The 17,904-nt window shown below is 38.4% G+C and carries 12 protein-coding genes and 1 pseudogene; 3 read left to right on the top strand and 10 right to left on the bottom strand.

Translation table 11 applies throughout. The features are described 5' to 3' along the window. Window positions 1-68: 68 nt before the first annotated feature. Both CZ487_RS26615 and CZ487_RS11755 read right to left on the bottom strand, forming a co-directional pair. Complete coding sequence (locus CZ487_RS26615) at window positions 69-233, bottom strand: hypothetical protein (protein ID WP_154676030.1); 165 nt, start codon at window positions 231-233, stop codon at window positions 69-71. Between the two features lie 289 nt (window positions 234-522). Then, window positions 523-1,119 (bottom strand): TetR/AcrR family transcriptional regulator, encoded by a 597-nt coding sequence (locus tag CZ487_RS11755; protein ID WP_077212350.1) that lies wholly within the window; start codon window positions 1,117-1,119, stop codon window positions 523-525. Window positions 1,120-1,369: 250 nt separating this feature from the next. Here CZ487_RS11755 and CZ487_RS11750 point away from each other — a divergent pair, with 250 nt between their 5' ends. Both CZ487_RS11750 and CZ487_RS11745 read left to right on the top strand, forming a co-directional pair. Beyond that, entirely contained in the window at window positions 1,370-2,707 is a 1,338-nt protein-coding gene (locus CZ487_RS11750) for a short-chain fatty acid transporter (protein ID WP_077212349.1), read from the top strand. A 21-nt stretch (window positions 2,708-2,728) separates the two neighbouring features. Beyond that, on the top strand, window positions 2,729-4,249 hold the full coding sequence (locus CZ487_RS11745; RefSeq protein WP_077212348.1) for a class I adenylate-forming enzyme family protein: 1,521 nt from the start codon (window positions 2,729-2,731) through the stop codon (window positions 4,247-4,249). A 1,137-nt stretch (window positions 4,250-5,386) separates the two neighbouring features. On the opposite strand, the gene CZ487_RS11740 is transcribed toward CZ487_RS11745, so the two are convergent. The 5 genes and pseudogenes from CZ487_RS11740 to CZ487_RS11725 all read right to left on the bottom strand — a co-directional run bounded on the left by CZ487_RS11740 (window position 5,387) and on the right by CZ487_RS11725 (window position 9,821). Continuing rightward, window positions 5,387-5,575, bottom strand: coding sequence for a hypothetical protein (locus tag CZ487_RS11740; protein ID WP_077212347.1), 189 nt, complete (start codon window positions 5,573-5,575; stop codon window positions 5,387-5,389). A gap of 152 nt (window positions 5,576-5,727) precedes the next feature. Next, on the bottom strand, window positions 5,728-5,970 hold the full coding sequence (locus CZ487_RS27500) for a DUF5661 family protein (RefSeq protein ID WP_272914223.1): 243 nt from the start codon (window positions 5,968-5,970) through the stop codon (window positions 5,728-5,730). A gap of 87 nt (window positions 5,971-6,057) precedes the next feature. Next, window positions 6,058-6,603 (bottom strand): annotated as a pseudogene (locus tag CZ487_RS27495) (cupin domain-containing protein); the annotation flags it as partial. Between the two features lie 761 nt (window positions 6,604-7,364). Next, window positions 7,365-9,089, bottom strand: a complete 1,725-nt coding sequence (locus CZ487_RS11730; protein WP_077212346.1) for an SWIM zinc finger family protein — start codon at window positions 9,087-9,089, stop codon at window positions 7,365-7,367. Window positions 9,090-9,473: 384 nt separating this feature from the next. Continuing rightward, the gene (locus CZ487_RS11725; protein WP_077212345.1) at window positions 9,474-9,821 is read right to left on the bottom strand and encodes a hypothetical protein; all 348 of its coding nucleotides are present in this window, start codon (window positions 9,819-9,821) and stop codon (window positions 9,474-9,476) included. A 702-nt stretch (window positions 9,822-10,523) separates the two neighbouring features. Here CZ487_RS11725 and ade point away from each other — a divergent pair. Then, window positions 10,524-12,284 (top strand): adenine deaminase, encoded by a 1,761-nt coding sequence (gene ade / locus CZ487_RS11720; protein WP_077212344.1) that lies wholly within the window; start codon window positions 10,524-10,526, stop codon window positions 12,282-12,284. Window positions 12,285-12,413: 129 nt separating this feature from the next. Here the strand turns inward: ade and CZ487_RS11715 are convergent, their stop codons facing one another. From CZ487_RS11715 to CZ487_RS11705, 3 genes are all read right to left on the bottom strand, one after another. Continuing rightward, window positions 12,414-14,531, bottom strand: coding sequence for an ATP-dependent Clp protease ATP-binding subunit (locus CZ487_RS11715; protein ID WP_077212343.1), 2,118 nt, complete (start codon window positions 14,529-14,531; stop codon window positions 12,414-12,416). A gap of 360 nt (window positions 14,532-14,891) precedes the next feature. After that, on the bottom strand, window positions 14,892-15,800 hold the full coding sequence (locus CZ487_RS11710) for an Rpn family recombination-promoting nuclease/putative transposase (RefSeq protein WP_077212342.1): 909 nt from the start codon (window positions 15,798-15,800) through the stop codon (window positions 14,892-14,894). A gap of 884 nt (window positions 15,801-16,684) precedes the next feature. Further along, on the bottom strand, window positions 16,685-17,878 hold the full coding sequence (locus tag CZ487_RS11705) for a serine hydrolase domain-containing protein (protein WP_077212341.1): 1,194 nt from the start codon (window positions 17,876-17,878) through the stop codon (window positions 16,685-16,687). Between the last annotated feature and the right edge of the window lie 26 nt (window positions 17,879-17,904).

Genomic DNA, 17,904 nt, shown 5'->3' with positions numbered 1-17,904 from the left:
TGAAAAACCCCGAATGGTCCTATTCGGGGGTGATTTCATTACAAAATGTTGTTCATTATCCAATATCATTATCCTGCTCGCTTTGTAGTTTGTTTATTTTTAAAAGGCAATGCATTCACTTGTAAATTTGCTAAATCAACTTCATCTCTTTCTTTCAGTCCTTCCATGATCACAACTGATGAACCAATACCGATTACGAATAAAAGAATAGAAAGCACCCAAGCGATTAACATTTGTCTTCCCCCTTTAATTAACTTAAGAATATTGTAAATAATTTTTAAACAATCAAACGTGATATAAGTCACTAAAAGAGGGAATTATATGTCAAATTATCGAAATGTTTAATTAGTGCTTGTGAGGCCCTGCTCCGTCCTTGGAGCCTCTATTTTATTAGAGGCATAATATGGATTATCGACCAAAGGTTAATGCTAATTGTGTTAAATCAGAAGAAAATAAGGGTGTATCTCCCTACAGGATTAATTCACCCTACCAAGGGACATGCCCTTAATTTCCCTCCATCCCTTACCTTTTCATTAACCCTTCAATCACAATATTAAAAAGTTCAATATGCTCGTCTACTAGAGAAAAACTTCCCTTCTTGATGCTCCAGTCATATAAAAATCCCCTTATTACACGGGACAGCATCACGACCAACCGTTCAGATGTGAGATCCTGGCGAAATTCACCATTCTTTTGTCCCTCTTCAAAAATTTTCTTCAAAATATGATAGAGCGGTCGATTTTCATCTAGAAAGAAACTTTCTCTTTCCGTATTGAGCTCTTGCTCATAGATCGTACGTGTGACATCCCAGCCTAAATCTTTTTCAATGTATTCCATTTCCAAATATAAAAAATATTTTAGTTTTGCTTCTGCTGTTTTAAGAGGTTTTAATTTAGGCAGGATTTCATTGACATAAAAATGATCAATTTCTTTAAACTTTTCAAGGAATATATCGTGTTTGCTCTTAAAATGATTATAAAATGCCCCTTTTGATGTAGACGTTTTTTCAATAATCTCATCTACTGTCACATGACTAAAGCCTTTTTCATTAAATAATTTGATCGCAGTGGTTAGAATTTTTCTTTTCGTTTCCATTGTTTTTTGCTGTCGTAGGTTCATATTTTCACCTTTTTCAAAAAATTATAAATATATTGACAAATATACTATAGTTTGCGAAACTAATCTCAGAGACTATAGTCTATTATATTTTCACAGCAATTAAGTTGACCGTCAACCCTATAATGAAAGCGTTAACACCCCTAAGCGTTCTTGATACATCAGCGTTAAAGTTGACACAGCTAATTCCACCTTAGATAATACAAGACCAAATTCAATTATGTTTTTCAAAAAATTAGTGAGGAGGAAATGTATGTTACGTGCTATTTCGCAACGATTCAAAGTGGGAGTAGAAAAGTTTTTACCAGATGCATTTATTTTTGCCATTATCTTAACTTTAATCGTCATGTTTATGGGAATGACCATTACAGGGGAGTCCCTTTTTGCTATGGTCGAACATTGGTATAACGGATTTTGGGGATTCCTAGCCTTTACAACTCAAATGGTGCTGATCATTATTACTGGCTATGCTCTTGTGAAGGCACCGATCGTTCAAAAATGGGTTCAAAAAGGAGCACAAATTCCAAAAACACAAAAGTCCGCGATTATCATTACCATGCTAGTTGCAGCTGTTGGGGGTTATTTAAGCTGGGGGTTAGGCTTTGTTCTTGGAACTTTGTTTGCCATTGAAGTTGCCAGAAATGTACCTGCTGCAGATTTTAGAATCTTAATTGCGGCTGCTTATACGGCCACAATCGCTACTTTGCCAATAAGCATTACCGTAACAGCCCCTCTCCTCGTCAACACACCAGGCCACTCTTTAGAGGACAAGATTGGACTAATTCCATTAACACAAACGATTTTCAGCCCTACAATGTTATTTGTTGGTATTGTTGGATTGGTAGCTGTCATATACGCTTACACTAAAATGATGCCAAACTCTGAGGATGTTATTCCGTATCAGTCAAAGGACGAACAAGCAGCTTCTTTAGAAACAAGTCTTGTAAAGGAACAACGAACGATTGCTGACAGATTAAACAATAGCAAACTATTAAATTACATCATTGTTGCACTTGGACTTATTTGGTTATTTATGTATTTTTCCAAAAATGGGTTCAACCTTGAATTAAATATCTTAAACTTTGCTTTTCTCATTTTGGGTCTTGCCCTGCACGGGTCACCAGGAAGCTATGTACATGCCATTATTGAAGGAATGCCTTCTGCTGGCGGAATTGCGCTCCAGTTCCCTTTTTATGCCGGAATTATGGGGATGATGATGGGCTCAGGCTTAGCTGTTGTGATTTCAAATTGGGTTGTAGCGATTTCGAATGAATTTACATTCCCGTTCTTAAGTTTCCTTTCTGCCGCTATTTTGAATATATTTGTTCCATCCGCAGGAGGCCAATGGCAGGTGCAGGGACCGATCATGGTTGATGCAGCAAAAGCTTTGGGGGTTCCTGTATCGGTTGCTGTTAATACCGTATCGATCGGTGACCTTGTCACAAATCTATTACAACCATTCTTTGTATTACCAGCTTTAGGCTTATCAGGATTAAGTCTGAAAGATATTTGGGGCTACTGTCTAGTTTCTATGTTTATACTATTTATCATTTCAGCTATCGGGGTAACCTTTATTCCCATGTTATTTTGACTTGCTACAGGGGGTTTCTAAATGATCATTACTGGAAGAAAAACGATATTTGATGTAATCAAAGAAAAAAGAGAGCTGCATCCTAAAAAAGTGTTTCTTTACTATGAAGATGACTGCGTAACATACGAGGATCTATTAGATACTGTTATTCAAACAGCAAATTATCTTAAATCAAAAAACGTAAAAAAAGGTGACAAAGTCGCTATTCTTATAAGTAATCGACCTGAATTTTACTACCTTTGGTTTGCATGTGGTGCCATTGGAGCTGTTCTTGTTCCGATTAATACCGCTTCTACTCCATATGAAATTGAATATTTCATCGACCACTCGGATGCCATAGGATTTATCGGAGAGAAAGAATGGTATTCAGAAACAATAATGGAAGTCGTACACTCAAAGAATCTACTCTTTGATGTGAGTTTAGATGAAAAATGGTTGAAGACTGTGACCGTTTTTTCAAAAGAGGATCCCGAAGATGAAGTTAGCCCTGACGATGTGTGCTGTATGATGTATACATCAGGAACGACCTCTAAACCAAAAGGCGTGGAAATTACCCATGAGAACTATATTTTTGCTGGGGAGTCTTCCGTTAGAACCCAGTGGCTGACACCTAACGATCGATACTTAGTATTCCTGCCTTTATTTCATGCCAACTCCCAATACTATACGTCAATGGCTTCCTTGGTCATAGGATGTTCGATTGTGTTATTAAAAAGGTTCAGCTCTTCTACTTTTTGGGATCAAGTCCAACGATATCAACCTACTGTTTCAAGCTTTGTTGCTACAGCTATTAAAATGTTATTACAATGCGAAAAACATCCAAATGAAAGGAGTCATACTTTAAGACAGGCAGGCTATGGTTTGTTTGTTACTGCAAAAGAATTGGATGATTTTGAATCGCGCTTTGGGGTTAAATTGTTTCAATGGTATGGCATGACGGAAACAATCGCAACGCCTGTTTGTACCTCATTGTATGAACCAAGAATAATAGATGAAACGACCGGAATCGTTTCAATCGGGAAGCCAGCGCTGGGCTTTGAGGTGAAGATCGTCGATGACTACGGACAAGAAGTCGGGCCTAACCAAGTTGGAGAAATTATCGTCAAATCCCCTTCTTTAATGAAAGGCTACTATAAGAATCCAGATGCCACAAACAAGACCCTTAGGGCCGGCTGGCTGTACACGGGAGACAATGGCTATTATAAAGAAAGTGGTCACATTTGGTTTGTAGACAGAAGCAAGGACATGATCAAACGGGCCGGGGAAAATATATCCTCCATCGAAGTGGAAAATGTGATTCGCGATCACCCTAATGTGGAAGACTGCGCCGTTATTGCCGTACCAGATCATTTAAGAGAAGAAGCAGTTGCTGCATTTGTTAAAATTTCAAAGGACAAAAACCTAACAAAAGATGAACTGAAAACATACTGCCAAGAAAGATTATCATATTTTAAAATCCCTCAAATATACAAATTCGTTGAAGACTTCCCAAGGACATCTATTGGCAAAATTCAAAAGAACTTGTTAAGGTTAGAGGATTGACCAGAATTTGTCTCTGAATTTAAAGTCGGAAGATTCTTAAAACCTATCACAAACTCTCAAGCTAGTATCTTATTCCAGAGATACTAGCTTGTGTCATTTAGTTTTTCCCCGAGACTAAAGAGAAAAAAGAATCTCATGATTTATTAATCAATTCGAACTTTACAATCGGATGATCTTCCACCTACCCTTCTGCCCGTAAATGCTTATAGACCGTTGCTTGCTTACGCATGATCACTTTCGGTTCTCATTCCTCTTATAAAGACCGTTATTTGCTTGCGTTGATTCTCTTTCGGTTCTCATCCCTTTTATGAAGACCGTTAGCTGCTTGTGCTGAATCTCTTTCGGTTCTCATTCCTTTTATGAAGACCGTTACTCACTTGCGCTGATTCAGTTTCGGTTCTCATACTTCTTATGAAGACCGTTGGCTGCTTGCGCTGGATCACTTTCGGTTCTCATTCCGCTTATGAAGACTGTTATCTGCTTGCGCTGAAGCTCTTTCGGTTCTCATTCCTCTTATGAAGACTGTTATCTGCTTGCGCTGAAGCTCTTTCGGTTCTCATTCCTTCTATGAAGACCGTTGGCTGCTTGCGCTGGATCACTTTCGGTTCTCATCCTTCTTATGAAGACCGTTGCTCGCTTGCGCTGAAGCTCTTTCGGTTCTCATTCTTCTTATGAAGACTGTTATCTGCTTGCGCTGAAGCTCTTTCGGTTCTCGTTCCTTTTATGAAGACCGTTAGCTGCTCGCGTTGAATCTTTTTCGGTTCTCATTCCGCTTATGAAGACCGTTGCTCGCTTCGACTTGACCTCTTTCGGTTCTCATTCCTCTTATGAAGACCGTTATCTACCTGCTCTGATTCTCTTTCGGTTCTCATTCCTCCTATGAAGACCGTTAGCTGCTTGCGCTGATTCTCTTTCGGTTCTCATTCCTCTTATGAAGACCGTTAACTGCTTGCGCTGGATCACTTTCGGTTCTCATCCTTCTTATGAAGACCGTTGCTCGCTTGCGCTGAACCTCTTTCGGTTCTCATTCCTTCTATGAAGACCGTTGCTCGCTTCGACTTGACCTCTTTCGGTTCTCATCCTTCTTATGAAGACCGTTGCTCGCTTGCGCTGAACCTCTTTCGGTTCTCATTCCTTCTATGAAGACCGTTGCTCGCTTGCGCTGATTCTCTTTCGGTTCTCATTCTTCTTATGAAGACCATTACCCGCTTCGACTAGACCTCTTTCAGTTCTCATTCCTTTTATGAAACCAGTACCTGTCCCCCGCTGCTGTAATGCTTTACTACATTGAGGGACAGCCACCAACCTTACATATGACCCAAGCAATGAAAAAAGAAGCCTCTCAAAAGTTTACTGAACTAATAAGAAGCCTCCGTTAAATTCCTCAATTTTAGAAATATATAATATTACGAAAAACCTTTATTAGTAGGCAGTTTACCAGCCTAATTTTTAATGTTAATCAAAAACCGAGGACAAAATTATCTAGTCTGTTCTTTCCAATACGCTTTTGCTTCTTCCTCAAGCACTTTCAACCTTTTATAATAATCAGGAAATTCGTTGATATGAGCCAAGGCAATTTTTCCAGTAGTGATCGGTTCATCCGCTGTAACATTTGTCTGATTGTATTTTCTTCCATGTTCGAGTTCAGTATTTACTCCCATCCAAAACTCATTTAAATCAAATTTAACCTTCGTAAAATCAATGCCCAGCAGTAAAGCGATTGCTGCTGCTTCCTCTTTAGAAAAGGTAGTTTTTGAATTAGTTGTATTCAGATTATTCTGTCTAAATATAGTTGAATTTTTTCTAGGTATCTTATTGTTATTGCGATGACCGTTGGCTTCTTCCGCAGCTACTGCATCTGATTTTGTAACATGAACAGTACCAAATGGGTGGTTAGGAGGAGCATAAATCGAGTAAAGTTTTAGCGGAATATTACCTGTATTGGTTAGATTATGCCATGTTCCAGCAGGTATCATTATTGCAAAGTCATCATAGACATTTTTTTCAAAGTCAAGATGATCTTTACTCTTGCCCATTTGAACAATCCCCTGTCCTTGTTCAATACGTAAGAATTGATCAACGTCAGGATGCATTTCCAAACCGATGTCTTCGTTAACATTGAGACTCATTAAAGTAACTTGCAACTGATCCCCTGTCCATAAAGCTGTACGATAGGTGTTGTTTTGCTTCGCAGCCTCATTGATATTAACTACAAATGGTTCTTTTCCATAATCTTGTCTAGTACCATTAGGAATGGACCTGTAAACAGGCTGTCTAACATAGTTATGCCATGGTGCATTAACATCATAATAATATTGATTTTGATATGGATACATCCTAGGGACATTGTGCATTTTTTTCATTCCCTTCACAAAGATAACTAAAACATAGTATGACTATGCTTTAGGGAATGTTCTTCAACACACTCAAACCTTTGCAATCAACCCATCAATGGTCTCTGATACATTTTGTAAGATCGTATTCTATTTTCTCTTAAAACGGAAAGCTCCCTGGTATTACAGATTGTAGTTGTCCCGTTTATTAAGTGCAATTCTTCACAATGTTAGTTTAAATCAACACGAGAAGATACAGGTTTTATTAGACAGGTGTGTAGAGTTGGATCTCTAACAATGGTAACTCAATAAAGCCGCGGTAAGAAATAAGTCCCTCGTAATATTTTAAACTAATATGAAGACTACTTTCTTCTATAACTGATCCTGATTCGGTTCTCATACCCATTATGAAGACCGGTTCCTTCTTCCACTGCTCCTGTTTCGGTTCTCATTTCCTTTATGAAGACCGTTTCCTCCTACCGCTGATCCTGTTTCGGTTCTCATTCCCTTTATGAAGACCGTTTCCTTCTACCGCTGATCCTGTTTCGGTTCTCATTTCCTTTATGAAGACCGTTTCCTTCTACCGCTAATCCTGATTCGGTTCTCATTTCCTTTATGAAGACCGTTTCCTCCTACTGCCGATCTTGTTTCGGTTCTCATCTTCTTGATGAAGACCGCTTCCTTCTTCCACTATTCCTGATTCGGTTCTCATTTCCTTTATGAAGACCGCTTTCTTCTTCCGCTGAAACTGAGTGCCTGTCCCCCACTGCAATAAAGCTTTATTACGATGAGGCACAGGCACCAAAATATTCGGTATTCGACCATTTTCTCTCTTCCAGCAAATTCATGACCGAATCTTGCCCCAGTTCATCGAGAAATGCAGGCCTTTTATAATAGATAGAACTTAGCTCGGTAACTAACTCCTCTTGCTTCTCTTTTCCAGCTAGTTTTGTATAATTCGTGATTTTCCTGCAAACATCCCGATAGCTTTTTCGATTTGAAGAACGGCCTGCTTCCAAACGGATAAACTGTTTATAAACCTGTATTACTTCATCTTTAAATGCATCGGCCAGCATCTCAGCATATTCTTCTATATATCCGGGGTTATTTCGCACAAATTCCATCAATTCATCAAGATCATTTTCCTCTTTTATCAGCTTAAGAAACAAACTTGTCCTATGCCAGCCCCCGCCGGTTTTTAATTGATTCTTAAGGTCGTTGTAAAAAACTTCTTCAGCCTGGCCGTTTAACTCTTTCAATTCTTTATAAAAATTAAAATCGCCACCCATAAATAATTCCATTGCCAATGTTTGCTGCAGTTCCTTAAGCGAAAGCTCTTTATACGCCTCATATCTAACTCTTTTCCATTTCAAAACAAGCCCAGCATAACGGCTGTCCTGTTGCTCCGCTTCCAGCGCGAGTTCAATCACCTTTTGATAGTTTTTCACCTTCATCTGATGTTCAATCCATAACTCTCGAAAAGACGTATAGCGCAGATGATCTTTTATAAACTTTTCCGATTCCGCTTCTGTTCCATATTCATTGATCAAATCAAATAATATCCTAAGCAAGCTTTCATTATAGTACCGATCACCCTCATCTTCACTGATAAAGCTCTCTACCTTGGATTTAAATCTAGTTCGCAAATCTTCGTTCTCAGCAAAATAAACACCTGCCCGCAGCAAGGATATTCTAAATTCCTCCCAGCCTTCAAAACTCTTGCTTTCACTTTTCTGCAATAATTTGTCCAATAACTCTCTCTTAACATCGTGTTTGGAATGGTTATTGCTTTCAAAAACTTTCTCGATAAATCCTATTGTTTCGTTCACTAATAAACCAATATCACCGCCAGAATCATCTGCATATTGGAAAGCTTCAATGGCTTCTTTCAATACTAGAAAAGCAATATCCAAGGATAAGAGCGGGTCGGTAGAATGAGTTGCCTTTTCCAATACCTCTCCCAGCTCACTCGCAAATGGATGCACTTGTCCGTATGGTATGAACCCGTCTCTTCCCGAATATTTATCAACAATGGAGGCAATAAGTTCTTTGCAGGCCTTCACCTCCTGCACATAATCCGCTTTTGAATAGTTGAAAATAAGGCGCTCTTCTAAAACTTCATCCTTTTTTGCAATTTCCATGATGATATTGATCAGTTCATTCTTGGAAAGTGTTTCTAACACGTGACTTAGTGTTGGCCGGGTTGCCGATAAGTGATGATCCTCGTCGTAATCTTCATCAATTACCTCAGACAGCTCAAAGAAAGCTGCGACCTGGTGCTTGCAGATGGGACCATAATCATAAGGGCAGTCACAGCTTGAGTCTAGAATTTCACCATCTCCATCGATTTTCACTTCTACCTCGTAATCATCGTTTCCTTCAATCTGAAAAATATATTCATAATCTCCTAAACGACGTACTCCCATGATTTTTCCGCTCATATAATAATAGTATCCCCGCTCTAAAATCTTCTTGTTTATGGAGTTTTCAATATTATTTATGTTCATGAATATTCCCCTCTATTTCACTCACCAACATCATCGCCAACGACGCTCTATAGTAGATGCGCTTGTTCATTCACATACCTTTTCGACAGCTTATTTTTACGTTTAGCTTTTAACTAACTCTGTCTGAGCATATTTCAGCCCAACATCGAAAACAATTCACTCTCCGTTCTCTACTAAAAGTATATCGTATCCTATAAGTGCAGAAAATAATGGTTTGCCCATTTCATATGGCCTGTCGGAAAAGCCGTAATACATCCCCTGCGTACAATATTGACCATTCCATTTCAGAAAAATCAGGTGACTACGTGATGTTCTGAATTAACTTTGAAAAAATATAAAAACCTTCCGTTTAAAGAAGGCATTGTCAAAAACGATCAGGAACTATTAAAATAACCTTTTCAAAAGAACTGAGTAGATTTTTTTATCGATATCAATAAGACTTTTTTTACCATCCTTAAATTGAATAGCTAAAGTATGTGTGCTCTTAGACTTAGCAGATAATCCTGCAAGGAGTCCAACCGGACCAAGAACAACAGCCCCTGCCAAACCTCGCCCCATAGCACTGATAGCACTCTTTCTACTTGTTTCGTCAAGAATGTCGTAATGCTCAACTGTGGTTTTATCTAACATCATTTTCTCACCTTTAAAGTCTATGGTAACCTTGTCCTCAAACAGTTCCTTTTGGACTGTTCCGCCTTCATATTCACCTGCAATTACCTTATTCTCAGCCAAATGAATTCACTCCATTTTTAATTGTAGTTAAAGAACAACCTCAATTAACATTATTCCATTAAGGAATATTTTTTATTTCTGTTTATTTAGGATAAGATCCCATTCAAAACTAAGATTAAAAATGCTGCCTGTCCTCCACTACAGTAATGCTTTACTATGATGAGGGACAGGCAACCTACTTCGAATTCACTTCCTTTAACATAATAATATTATTATCAACAAAATGTTTAATATATCATTTCTTTAAAAAGGCCTTCACATAAATCATCGGGCCTTAGAGGTGATCCTTATTTATGGGACGACCTGCAAAGCACGTTTTCTTCGATTCCCTTCCCTTGTTCTACATCTCGTTTTATTCATCTTTTTAAAAGATACTTTCATGAGCTTACAAACCACCCCATTCAAATATTTAAAGAATTCCTATTTTAAGAAATGTACATATCTTTTCAAGATTGCTGCTTTAGTTGATTTCATTTGATCCCTATCATCTATGTATTAACAGATGAGTAATTATTGGACCAATCTATTTATTGACTGAAATTATACTTTTACAGGTAGTTTTTGGAAATAAAGATACGGAGAGTATACAAATATAAAGGAAGGTTCAACATTAGTTGATAGGAAACAGTTAAAAAAGCACCATACTAAAGAGAACCTGAACTTTAATATGTAATAGATGCTCTAACAGAAAGGGGCTTTTTTATGAGTAAAGATCAATATAAACAAAACGAATCAAAGGAGCTTCTAAAAAGTAAAATAGATGCTGCTGCCAAAAGAAGAAAAGCTGAATTAGTGATTAAGAACGGTAAAATTATAGATGTATTTAATCAGGAGTTAATTGATGCAGACGTTGCTATACAAGAAGGTGTAATTGTAGGAATTGGAGAATATGAAGGTGAACAAGTCATTGATGCAAATGGTAAGTATATTTCTCCTTCCTTTATTGATAGCCATGTACATATTGAGTCTTCCATGGTTACTCCAAAAGAATTTGCTAAGGTAGTGTTACCACATGGAGTTACAACCATTATCGCCGATCCTCATGAAATTGCTAATGTAGCAGGGATTGAAGGGATTCAATATATGTTAGATAGTTCTGAAAATCTCCCCCTAAACATTTACATGATGGTACCATCATGCGTACCAGCTACACCTTTTGAGCATGCTGGAGCGATATTAAAAGCAGAAGATTTAGCTCCGTTTTATAACCATCCAAGAGTTCTAGGCCTTGGGGAGGTAATGGATTATCCTTCTGTCTATCACGGAGACAAAAGTATGTTACAAAAACTAAACGATGCTAGAACACTAGGAGTTAAAATCGATGGTCATGCTGCTGGCTTAGATATAGATGCCATTAATGTCTATACAACAGCTGGTATCAAAACCGACCATGAAGCAATATCTGCTAGCGAAGCTAAAAACCGTTTACAAAGAGGGATGTACCTGATTATAAGACAAGGTTCAGTAGCTAAAGACCTGCCACAATTGATTAATGTTGTGACGGATAAAAATGCTCGTCGTTGTTTATTCGGAACCGATGATAAACATATAGATGATTTAATTTATGAAGGAAGTATAAACCATAATGTAAAATTAGCGATTCAACATGGCGTGGATCCTATAAACGCGATTCAAATGGCTTCCCTTAGTGCTGCAGAGTGTTATGGGCTAAAACACAAGGGGGCAATTGCTCCAGGGTATGATGCAGACTTTCTAATATTATCAGATTTAACTCATGTTGAAATAGACGAAGTATATTCAGCAGGTAAACGAGTAGCACAAAACGGAAAATACCTGCACGAGGATATCGGTGAAACAAATCCAATCAATTCGCTACTAAGTAGTATTCAAATGAAGGAAGTTACTCCAGAACAGTTACAAATCAAGTTTAAAGAAAGTAACATAGCTCGTGTTATTGAAATTATCCCAAACAGTTTAATTACAAAACACTTAGTAGAAGAGGTTGAAGTTATAAATGATTGTTTTCAACCTTCAATCGAACGAGACCAACTTAAGCTGGCTGTTATTGAGAGACATCATCAAACAGGACATATAGGTTTAGGAATCGTAAAGGGATTAGGTATTCAAAAGGGAGCCCTTGCCACTACTATTGCTCACGACTCTCATAATATTATTGTAGCCGGAACGAATGACAGGGATATGTTATTTGCAATAGAAAAGATAAAAGAGATGGGCGGTGGTTTAGTAATTGTTGAAAATGAAAAAGTTATAGCCTCTTTAGCACTACCTATTGCAGGTTTACTATCTGATGAGCCAGTAGAAAAAGTATACACCGAATTAATGAATTTAAAGAAAGGGTTAGATTTTATAGAGGCATCGAAGAAATTCAACCCTTTTCTCACTCTTTCTTTCTTGGCATTACCTGTCATTCCTGACTTAAAATTAACGGATATGGGATTATTTGATGTTAAAAAATTCAAGCATGTCTCAGTACAAGCTTAAGGTTATTTATTTGTATTCAATACACTCGTATTAAAGGTCTTATATACAAAAAAGCCTACTTCCATATGTAGTAGGCCTAATTTTTTTAAAAAACCCCACTTATTTGAAAAGTGGGGCGATCATCTTTCCTTATGCTACGTTAATTTTATTATTCTCTACTGATACAGTGATCGCAGTTACGTTTTCACTATTAACAATTAAAGAAGTAATTTTATCTTCAATTTGCTCTTGGATGGCGCGTCGAAGTGGCCGAGCACCAAATACGCTGCTATAACCTAGTTCCGCAACCTTTTCTTTAGCTTCCTTATCGATTTCAATCGAAATTCCTTGTTCTTCTAATGTTTCTTTAAGCTCTACAATCATAATATCGATAATTTCCACGAGGTTCTCTTTTTGTAGGTGATTAAACTCAATGATCGAATCGATACGGTTTAAGAACTCAGGTTTAAACTTATTTCCGATTTTGTCGATAATATTTGATTCTGCTCTATTCTGTTCGTCGCCGCCAAAACCAATTGGACCTAACGTTTTGCTGCCAACACCTGCATTTGAAGTCATAATAATAATCGTTTCTGTAAAGCTCACGACTCTTCCTTGGTTATCCGTTAACCTGCCATCTTCCATGATTTGAAGGAACACATTCATCACATCTGGGTGTGCTTTTTCGATTTCATCTAGCAGAATAATGGAATATGGCTTTCTACGAACTTGTTCTGTTAACTGACCTGCATCCTCATATCCAACATAGCCAGGAGGTGAACCAATGAGCTTCGAAACAGAATGCTTTTCCATATATTCGCTCATATCTAAGCGAATCATCGCATCTTTACTGCCGAATAATTCCGCTGCAAGAGTTTTCGTTAACTCGGTTTTACCTGTACCCGTTGGACCTAAGAATAAGAATGAAGCTGTTGGACGTGTTTTTGGTTTTAAACCTACACTTGCCCTTAAAATTGCATTGGCTACTTTTTCAATCGCTTTATCCTGACCAATTATTTTATTAGCCAGTCTATCTCTCAAATCTTTCATTTTTTGCTGCTCTGCTTTTTGTAGCTTTTGTACAGGGATTCCCGTACTGTTTTCAATAATTTCTTGAATCATTTCTACGGTAATATCTTTCGTTATATCACCTGAATATTCAGATAATATTTGTTTTATTTCTCTCTTTTCATCGCGAAGAATCGCTGCTTTTTCGTAGTGCTCCAATTCGAGTGCTTCTTGCTTTTCTTCATTAATTTCTTTTAAGCGCTGTTTTAGATAGTTCACATCTAGATCTACATGTGCAAGGTTTAACTTTGCTCCGGCCTCATCCATTAAATCGATGGCCTTATCTGGTAAGAAGCGATCTTGAATGTAACGTTTTGACAGTGTGACACATGCTTTTAGGACTTCATCCGAGTACTTCACATCGTGATACTTCTCATATGCTGGCCGAACACCTTTTAGAATATCAAACGCTTCATTAACAGACGGCTCTTTAACAATCACCGATTGGAAGCGGCGCTCCAGTGCTGGATCTTTTTCAATCATGCGATACTCTTTCAATGTTGTTGCTCCAACCACTTGGATATCACCACGCGCTAACGCTGGTTTTAATATATTCCCTGCATCCATTGAATCGTTAGAAGCACCTCCAGCACCAACCATCATGTGCAATTCATCAATGAACAAAATGACGTTCTCACGTTTTTGTAATTCAGTAACAAGTTTTTTCATTTTTTCTTCAAATTGCCCTCTGTATGATGTACCCGCTACAAGTGAACTGACGTCGAGCAAATACACTTCTTTCGTTTTAAGTTTCGCAGGTACTTTACCTTTGACGATTTGAAGGGCAAGACCTTCAACAATCGCTGTTTTTCCTACACCTGCTTCACCAATTAAAACCGGATTATTTTTTGTGCGACGGTTTAGTATCTGGAGGACACGTTCAATTTCTTTATCCCTGCCAATCACGCTATCAATTCGCCCTTCTTTTGCTTCATTCGTTAAGTTCCGTCCATGTTGATCAAGAAAGCCATTTTTTTTACGCTTCTTTCGACGGGTTCCATTAGCATTTTGCTCAGACTGGCTGCTATCTTTGTCCAATTGATTGAACAGTTGGTTATCAAAAGGAATCGAACCATTTTCAAATTTTTGTTTTGCGATTTCATAGCATTCACTACACAAACTAATTTGACTTTGATTCTTATTAGATGAAATATTCAGCTGATAAGTTGCTTGCATTGTTTGACAGTTTTCACAAATCATCTTTCATTCCTCCTTTTGACTTTGACTATTTTTGACTATTAATATATGGAAAAAAAGGAGCCACTTCTACTAGTAGGCCCGGTGAATATTTTATTAAGTTTCATTCTATTATATTGTATTTCTTATAACATTTCTACAGGTAATGGTTGGGTGTAGATCCAACTTAGTTGCTGTTATCCAACTTGTTTCACTCTAATAAACGACCAGTGCTTCATATAGTTCTTTATCTTCTATCGTTGTACTTAGTTTTTCCCATTCGATGAGCTCTTTTCTTACTTGTTCAATATCCATCGCCCATCCCTCCAATTGATCGAGGATTTTCAGACCTTTTCGTATACTTCTGTGCGGTTTTTCAGCGTTTTACAATCGTTGAATTTCTTCTTCACTCAATCCTGTAAACTCTGCAATTTCTGAGATGTCTTTGCCTTTCTTCAGCATTTTCCTTGCAATCTCTTTGCTTCTCTTTTCCTCGCCTATTTCAATTCCTTCCTCAAATCCTCTCCTATGATATCCTTCAAAATTACTTAATAAATCCCGTAGTTCCTTCAACCGCGCTTCATACACCTCTTGATTTTCTTTATTTGTACTGAGGTTTTCCCATTCGATGAGCGCTTCTCTTACTTGTTCAATATCCATCGCCCATTCCTCCAATGATTCAAGCATTTCGTTGTTTACTTGTTTCTTCCGATAGTCAGCAGCTGATAACATCATTAACCAAGGTATTTCTAAGTGATTTTGTTCCCGTACTTTTTTCCGATATTTTCTCCATTGTACCATGAATGCGCTTAAATCAAACGCATGGAATTCCAGCAAATGGCTCCACATAAAATACTCTTCATCTTCTCTTACGTGAAAAATAGTGTGAAAGCAATCTGTTTCAAATGGGAATAGAGGATAGTTTAGGATTGAAATAACAATGGTTGGTGGGAGTTTTGTGTAGGGTTCACCTGAGTGGATCGATGTGGAGAACATTCGGGCCCAATAGTAGAGAATTCGTTCTGGAATATCATATTGATCGACAAGCTGGATTTCAACATTAATCCTCTCACCCAATGACGTAAACACTTTGAGATCAAGTCTAACGGACTTGCCATCATCTCGTTCTTTCACATATTCCGTATTCTCGAATGATAGATCAGTAATACGATCATCTCCTGTTCGACCTAGCAAGTCATTTAAAAAAGCAATGGTAATGTGTTTTCGAGTGGGTTGTCCAAACAGCTGCTTAAACATAAAGTCTACTTTTAAATCAAGGTATTTTTTTGTCATGAGGCTCGTCCTTTCGGGGATTAATTTTGGGAAGGTAAAATGGTAACGAGGTGAGCACTCTATTAATTCTATAAAAATATGAATATTCCTGCTTAGTCTACCTCTTATGGTTTTCAATTATTTTATGAGGACCGTTGCTTACTTCCGCTGGATCACTTTCGGTTCTCATACCTCTTATGAAGACTATTACCTGATTACGCTGGACCTCTTTCGGTTCTCATTCCTCTCATGAAGACCGTTTCCTGATTGCTCTAGACCTCTTTCGGTTCTCATCCCTCTTATGAAGACCGTTACCTGATTGCGTTGATCCTCTTTCGGTTCTCATTCCTCTTATGAAGACCATTACCTGATTACGCTGGACCTCTTTCGGTTCTCATTCCTCTCATGAAGACCGTTTCCTGATTGCGCTTGACCTCTTTCGGTTCTCATCCCTCTTATGAAGACCGTTTCCTGATTGCGCTTGACCTCTTTCGGTTCTCATTCCTCTCATGAAGACCGTTGCCTGATTGCTCTAGACCTCTTTCGGTTCTCATCCCTCTTATGAAGACCGTTTGCTGGCTGTTCTAGACCTCTTTCGGTTCTCATTCTTCTTATGAAGACCGTTGCCTAATTGCGCTGGACCTTTTTCGGTTCTCATTCCTCTTATGAAGACCGTTTCCTGATTGCACTGGACCTCTTTCGGTTCTCATTCCTCTCATGAAGACCGTTGCCTGCTTGCTCTAGACTTCTTTCGGTTTTCATCCCACTTATGAAGACCGTTACCCGCTTCTGCTGGACCTCTTCCGGTTCTCATTCCTTTTCAAAAAAAATCACTACCTATCCCCCACTGCAGCAAATGCTTTACTACCGTGGAGGACAGGCATCAATTACTAATCTATTACTCTCTAATTCCCTTCCGAAACAAGTTTTTCAGCAGTTTGCTCATAGACTTTTGCTTCAAACTGATCGAATAAATTCAACACCTTCTGGTCTGCGAATGGTAGGATTTGTGTTAAAATTACACCAGTTATCTTGCTTACAGGATCAATCCAAAAATAAGTGTTTGCCAGCCCAGCCCAAGACAAGCTCCCGGCTTTTCTACCAGTTTGTGCATCTTCAGTGGTAATCAGAAAACCAAGTCCCCATTTTTTAACCATTTCAGGGAAAGCTTCATAGTCATTTGTTAGAGCAGGATTGGCGCTTTTCAATGCTGTTACCTCGAGGTCACCAATTTGATTTTTACTCATTTCTGCGATGGTTTCTTTTTCAAGAATCCGTTTTCCTTTAAAAATCCCTCCATGCAGGATCATTTGAAGGAATGTCATATAGTCACCCGCTGTCGAGTACAGTCCTCCGCCTCCCATGAAAAATTCAGGATCTTCAGGCATTGCAAATGGAATCGGCACAAGCGTTTGGTCTTCACCCCGTGCATGCATGGCAGCTTGACGTGAACGAGCTTCCGAATGGGGAACAAAATCCGTCTCATTCATTCCTAAAGGGGTAAATACATTCTCTTTGAGATAAACACGAAGGCTCTGACCTGTAACAGCTTCAATTGCTTTTCCAACCCAGTCTATGTTAATACCATACTCCCAGCGTTCTCCAGGGTCAAAGGCTAGCGCTGTCATTAAAGCGTCGTTCTTACACTCGGTGATACCAGGTAATTTTTTTGCTTCTATATATTTAATTGTATCTTCATTGAAGAAATGATAGGTAAATCCAGCTGTATGTGTGAGCAATTGCCGCAATGTAATCTGAGTTTTTGGTTCCCTGAGGATAGGAGAACCATCGTTGTCTACCCCTTCCATTACTTTGATCTCATTTAACTGTGGAAGAATCCTGTTTAATGGTTGGTCTAAATGCAGTTTTCCCTGCTCCACTAGCTGCATCGCTGCAACGGTTGTGATCGCTTTTGTCATAGAAGCAATCCAAAATACAGAATCGGTCGACATCTTTACGTCACTATCTAAACTGCGTTGACCAAAAGCCCCTTCATAGATGATCCCCTGATCGTCTGCCACACAAGCTACCACCCCAGGAATCTTAGAAGCCCCCACAGCATTTTTTAATATTTCATCTAGTTTTTGCGCGTTCATCATTTATACCTCCTACTATTTTATGAAAA

The organism is Robertmurraya dakarensis, from assembly GCF_900156875.1.
In the GTDB taxonomy this organism is placed as follows: Bacteria; Bacillota; Bacilli; order Bacillales; family Cytobacillaceae; genus Robertmurraya; species Robertmurraya dakarensis.
The sequence above is the reverse complement of the archived record's forward strand: the minus strand, read 5'-3'. Positions and strand labels throughout refer to the sequence as shown.

Bases quoted from the DNA above. Each gene is read 5' to 3' on its own strand.
- CZ487_RS26615 (WP_154676030.1), bottom strand. From the start codon at position 233: ATGTTAATCGCTTGGGTGCTTTCTATTCTTTTATTCGTAATCGGTATT.
- CZ487_RS11755 (WP_077212350.1), bottom strand. From the start codon at position 1,119: ATGAACCTACGACAGCAAAAAACAATGGAAACGAAAAGAAAAATTCTA.
- CZ487_RS11750 (WP_077212349.1), top strand. From the start codon at position 1,370: ATGTTACGTGCTATTTCGCAACGATTCAAAGTGGGAGTAGAAAAGTTT.
- CZ487_RS11745 (WP_077212348.1), top strand. From the start codon at position 2,729: ATGATCATTACTGGAAGAAAAACGATATTTGATGTAATCAAAGAAAAA.
- CZ487_RS11730 (WP_077212346.1), bottom strand. From the start codon at position 9,089: ATGAACATAAATAATATTGAAAACTCCATAAACAAGAAGATTTTAGAG.
- ade (WP_077212344.1), top strand. From the start codon at position 10,524: ATGAGTAAAGATCAATATAAACAAAACGAATCAAAGGAGCTTCTAAAA.
- CZ487_RS11715 (WP_077212343.1), bottom strand. From the start codon at position 14,531: ATGATTTGTGAAAACTGTCAAACAATGCAAGCAACTTATCAGCTGAAT.
- CZ487_RS11710 (WP_077212342.1), bottom strand. From the start codon at position 15,800: ATGACAAAAAAATACCTTGATTTAAAAGTAGACTTTATGTTTAAGCAG.
- CZ487_RS11705 (WP_077212341.1), bottom strand. From the start codon at position 17,878: ATGATGAACGCGCAAAAACTAGATGAAATATTAAAAAATGCTGTGGGG.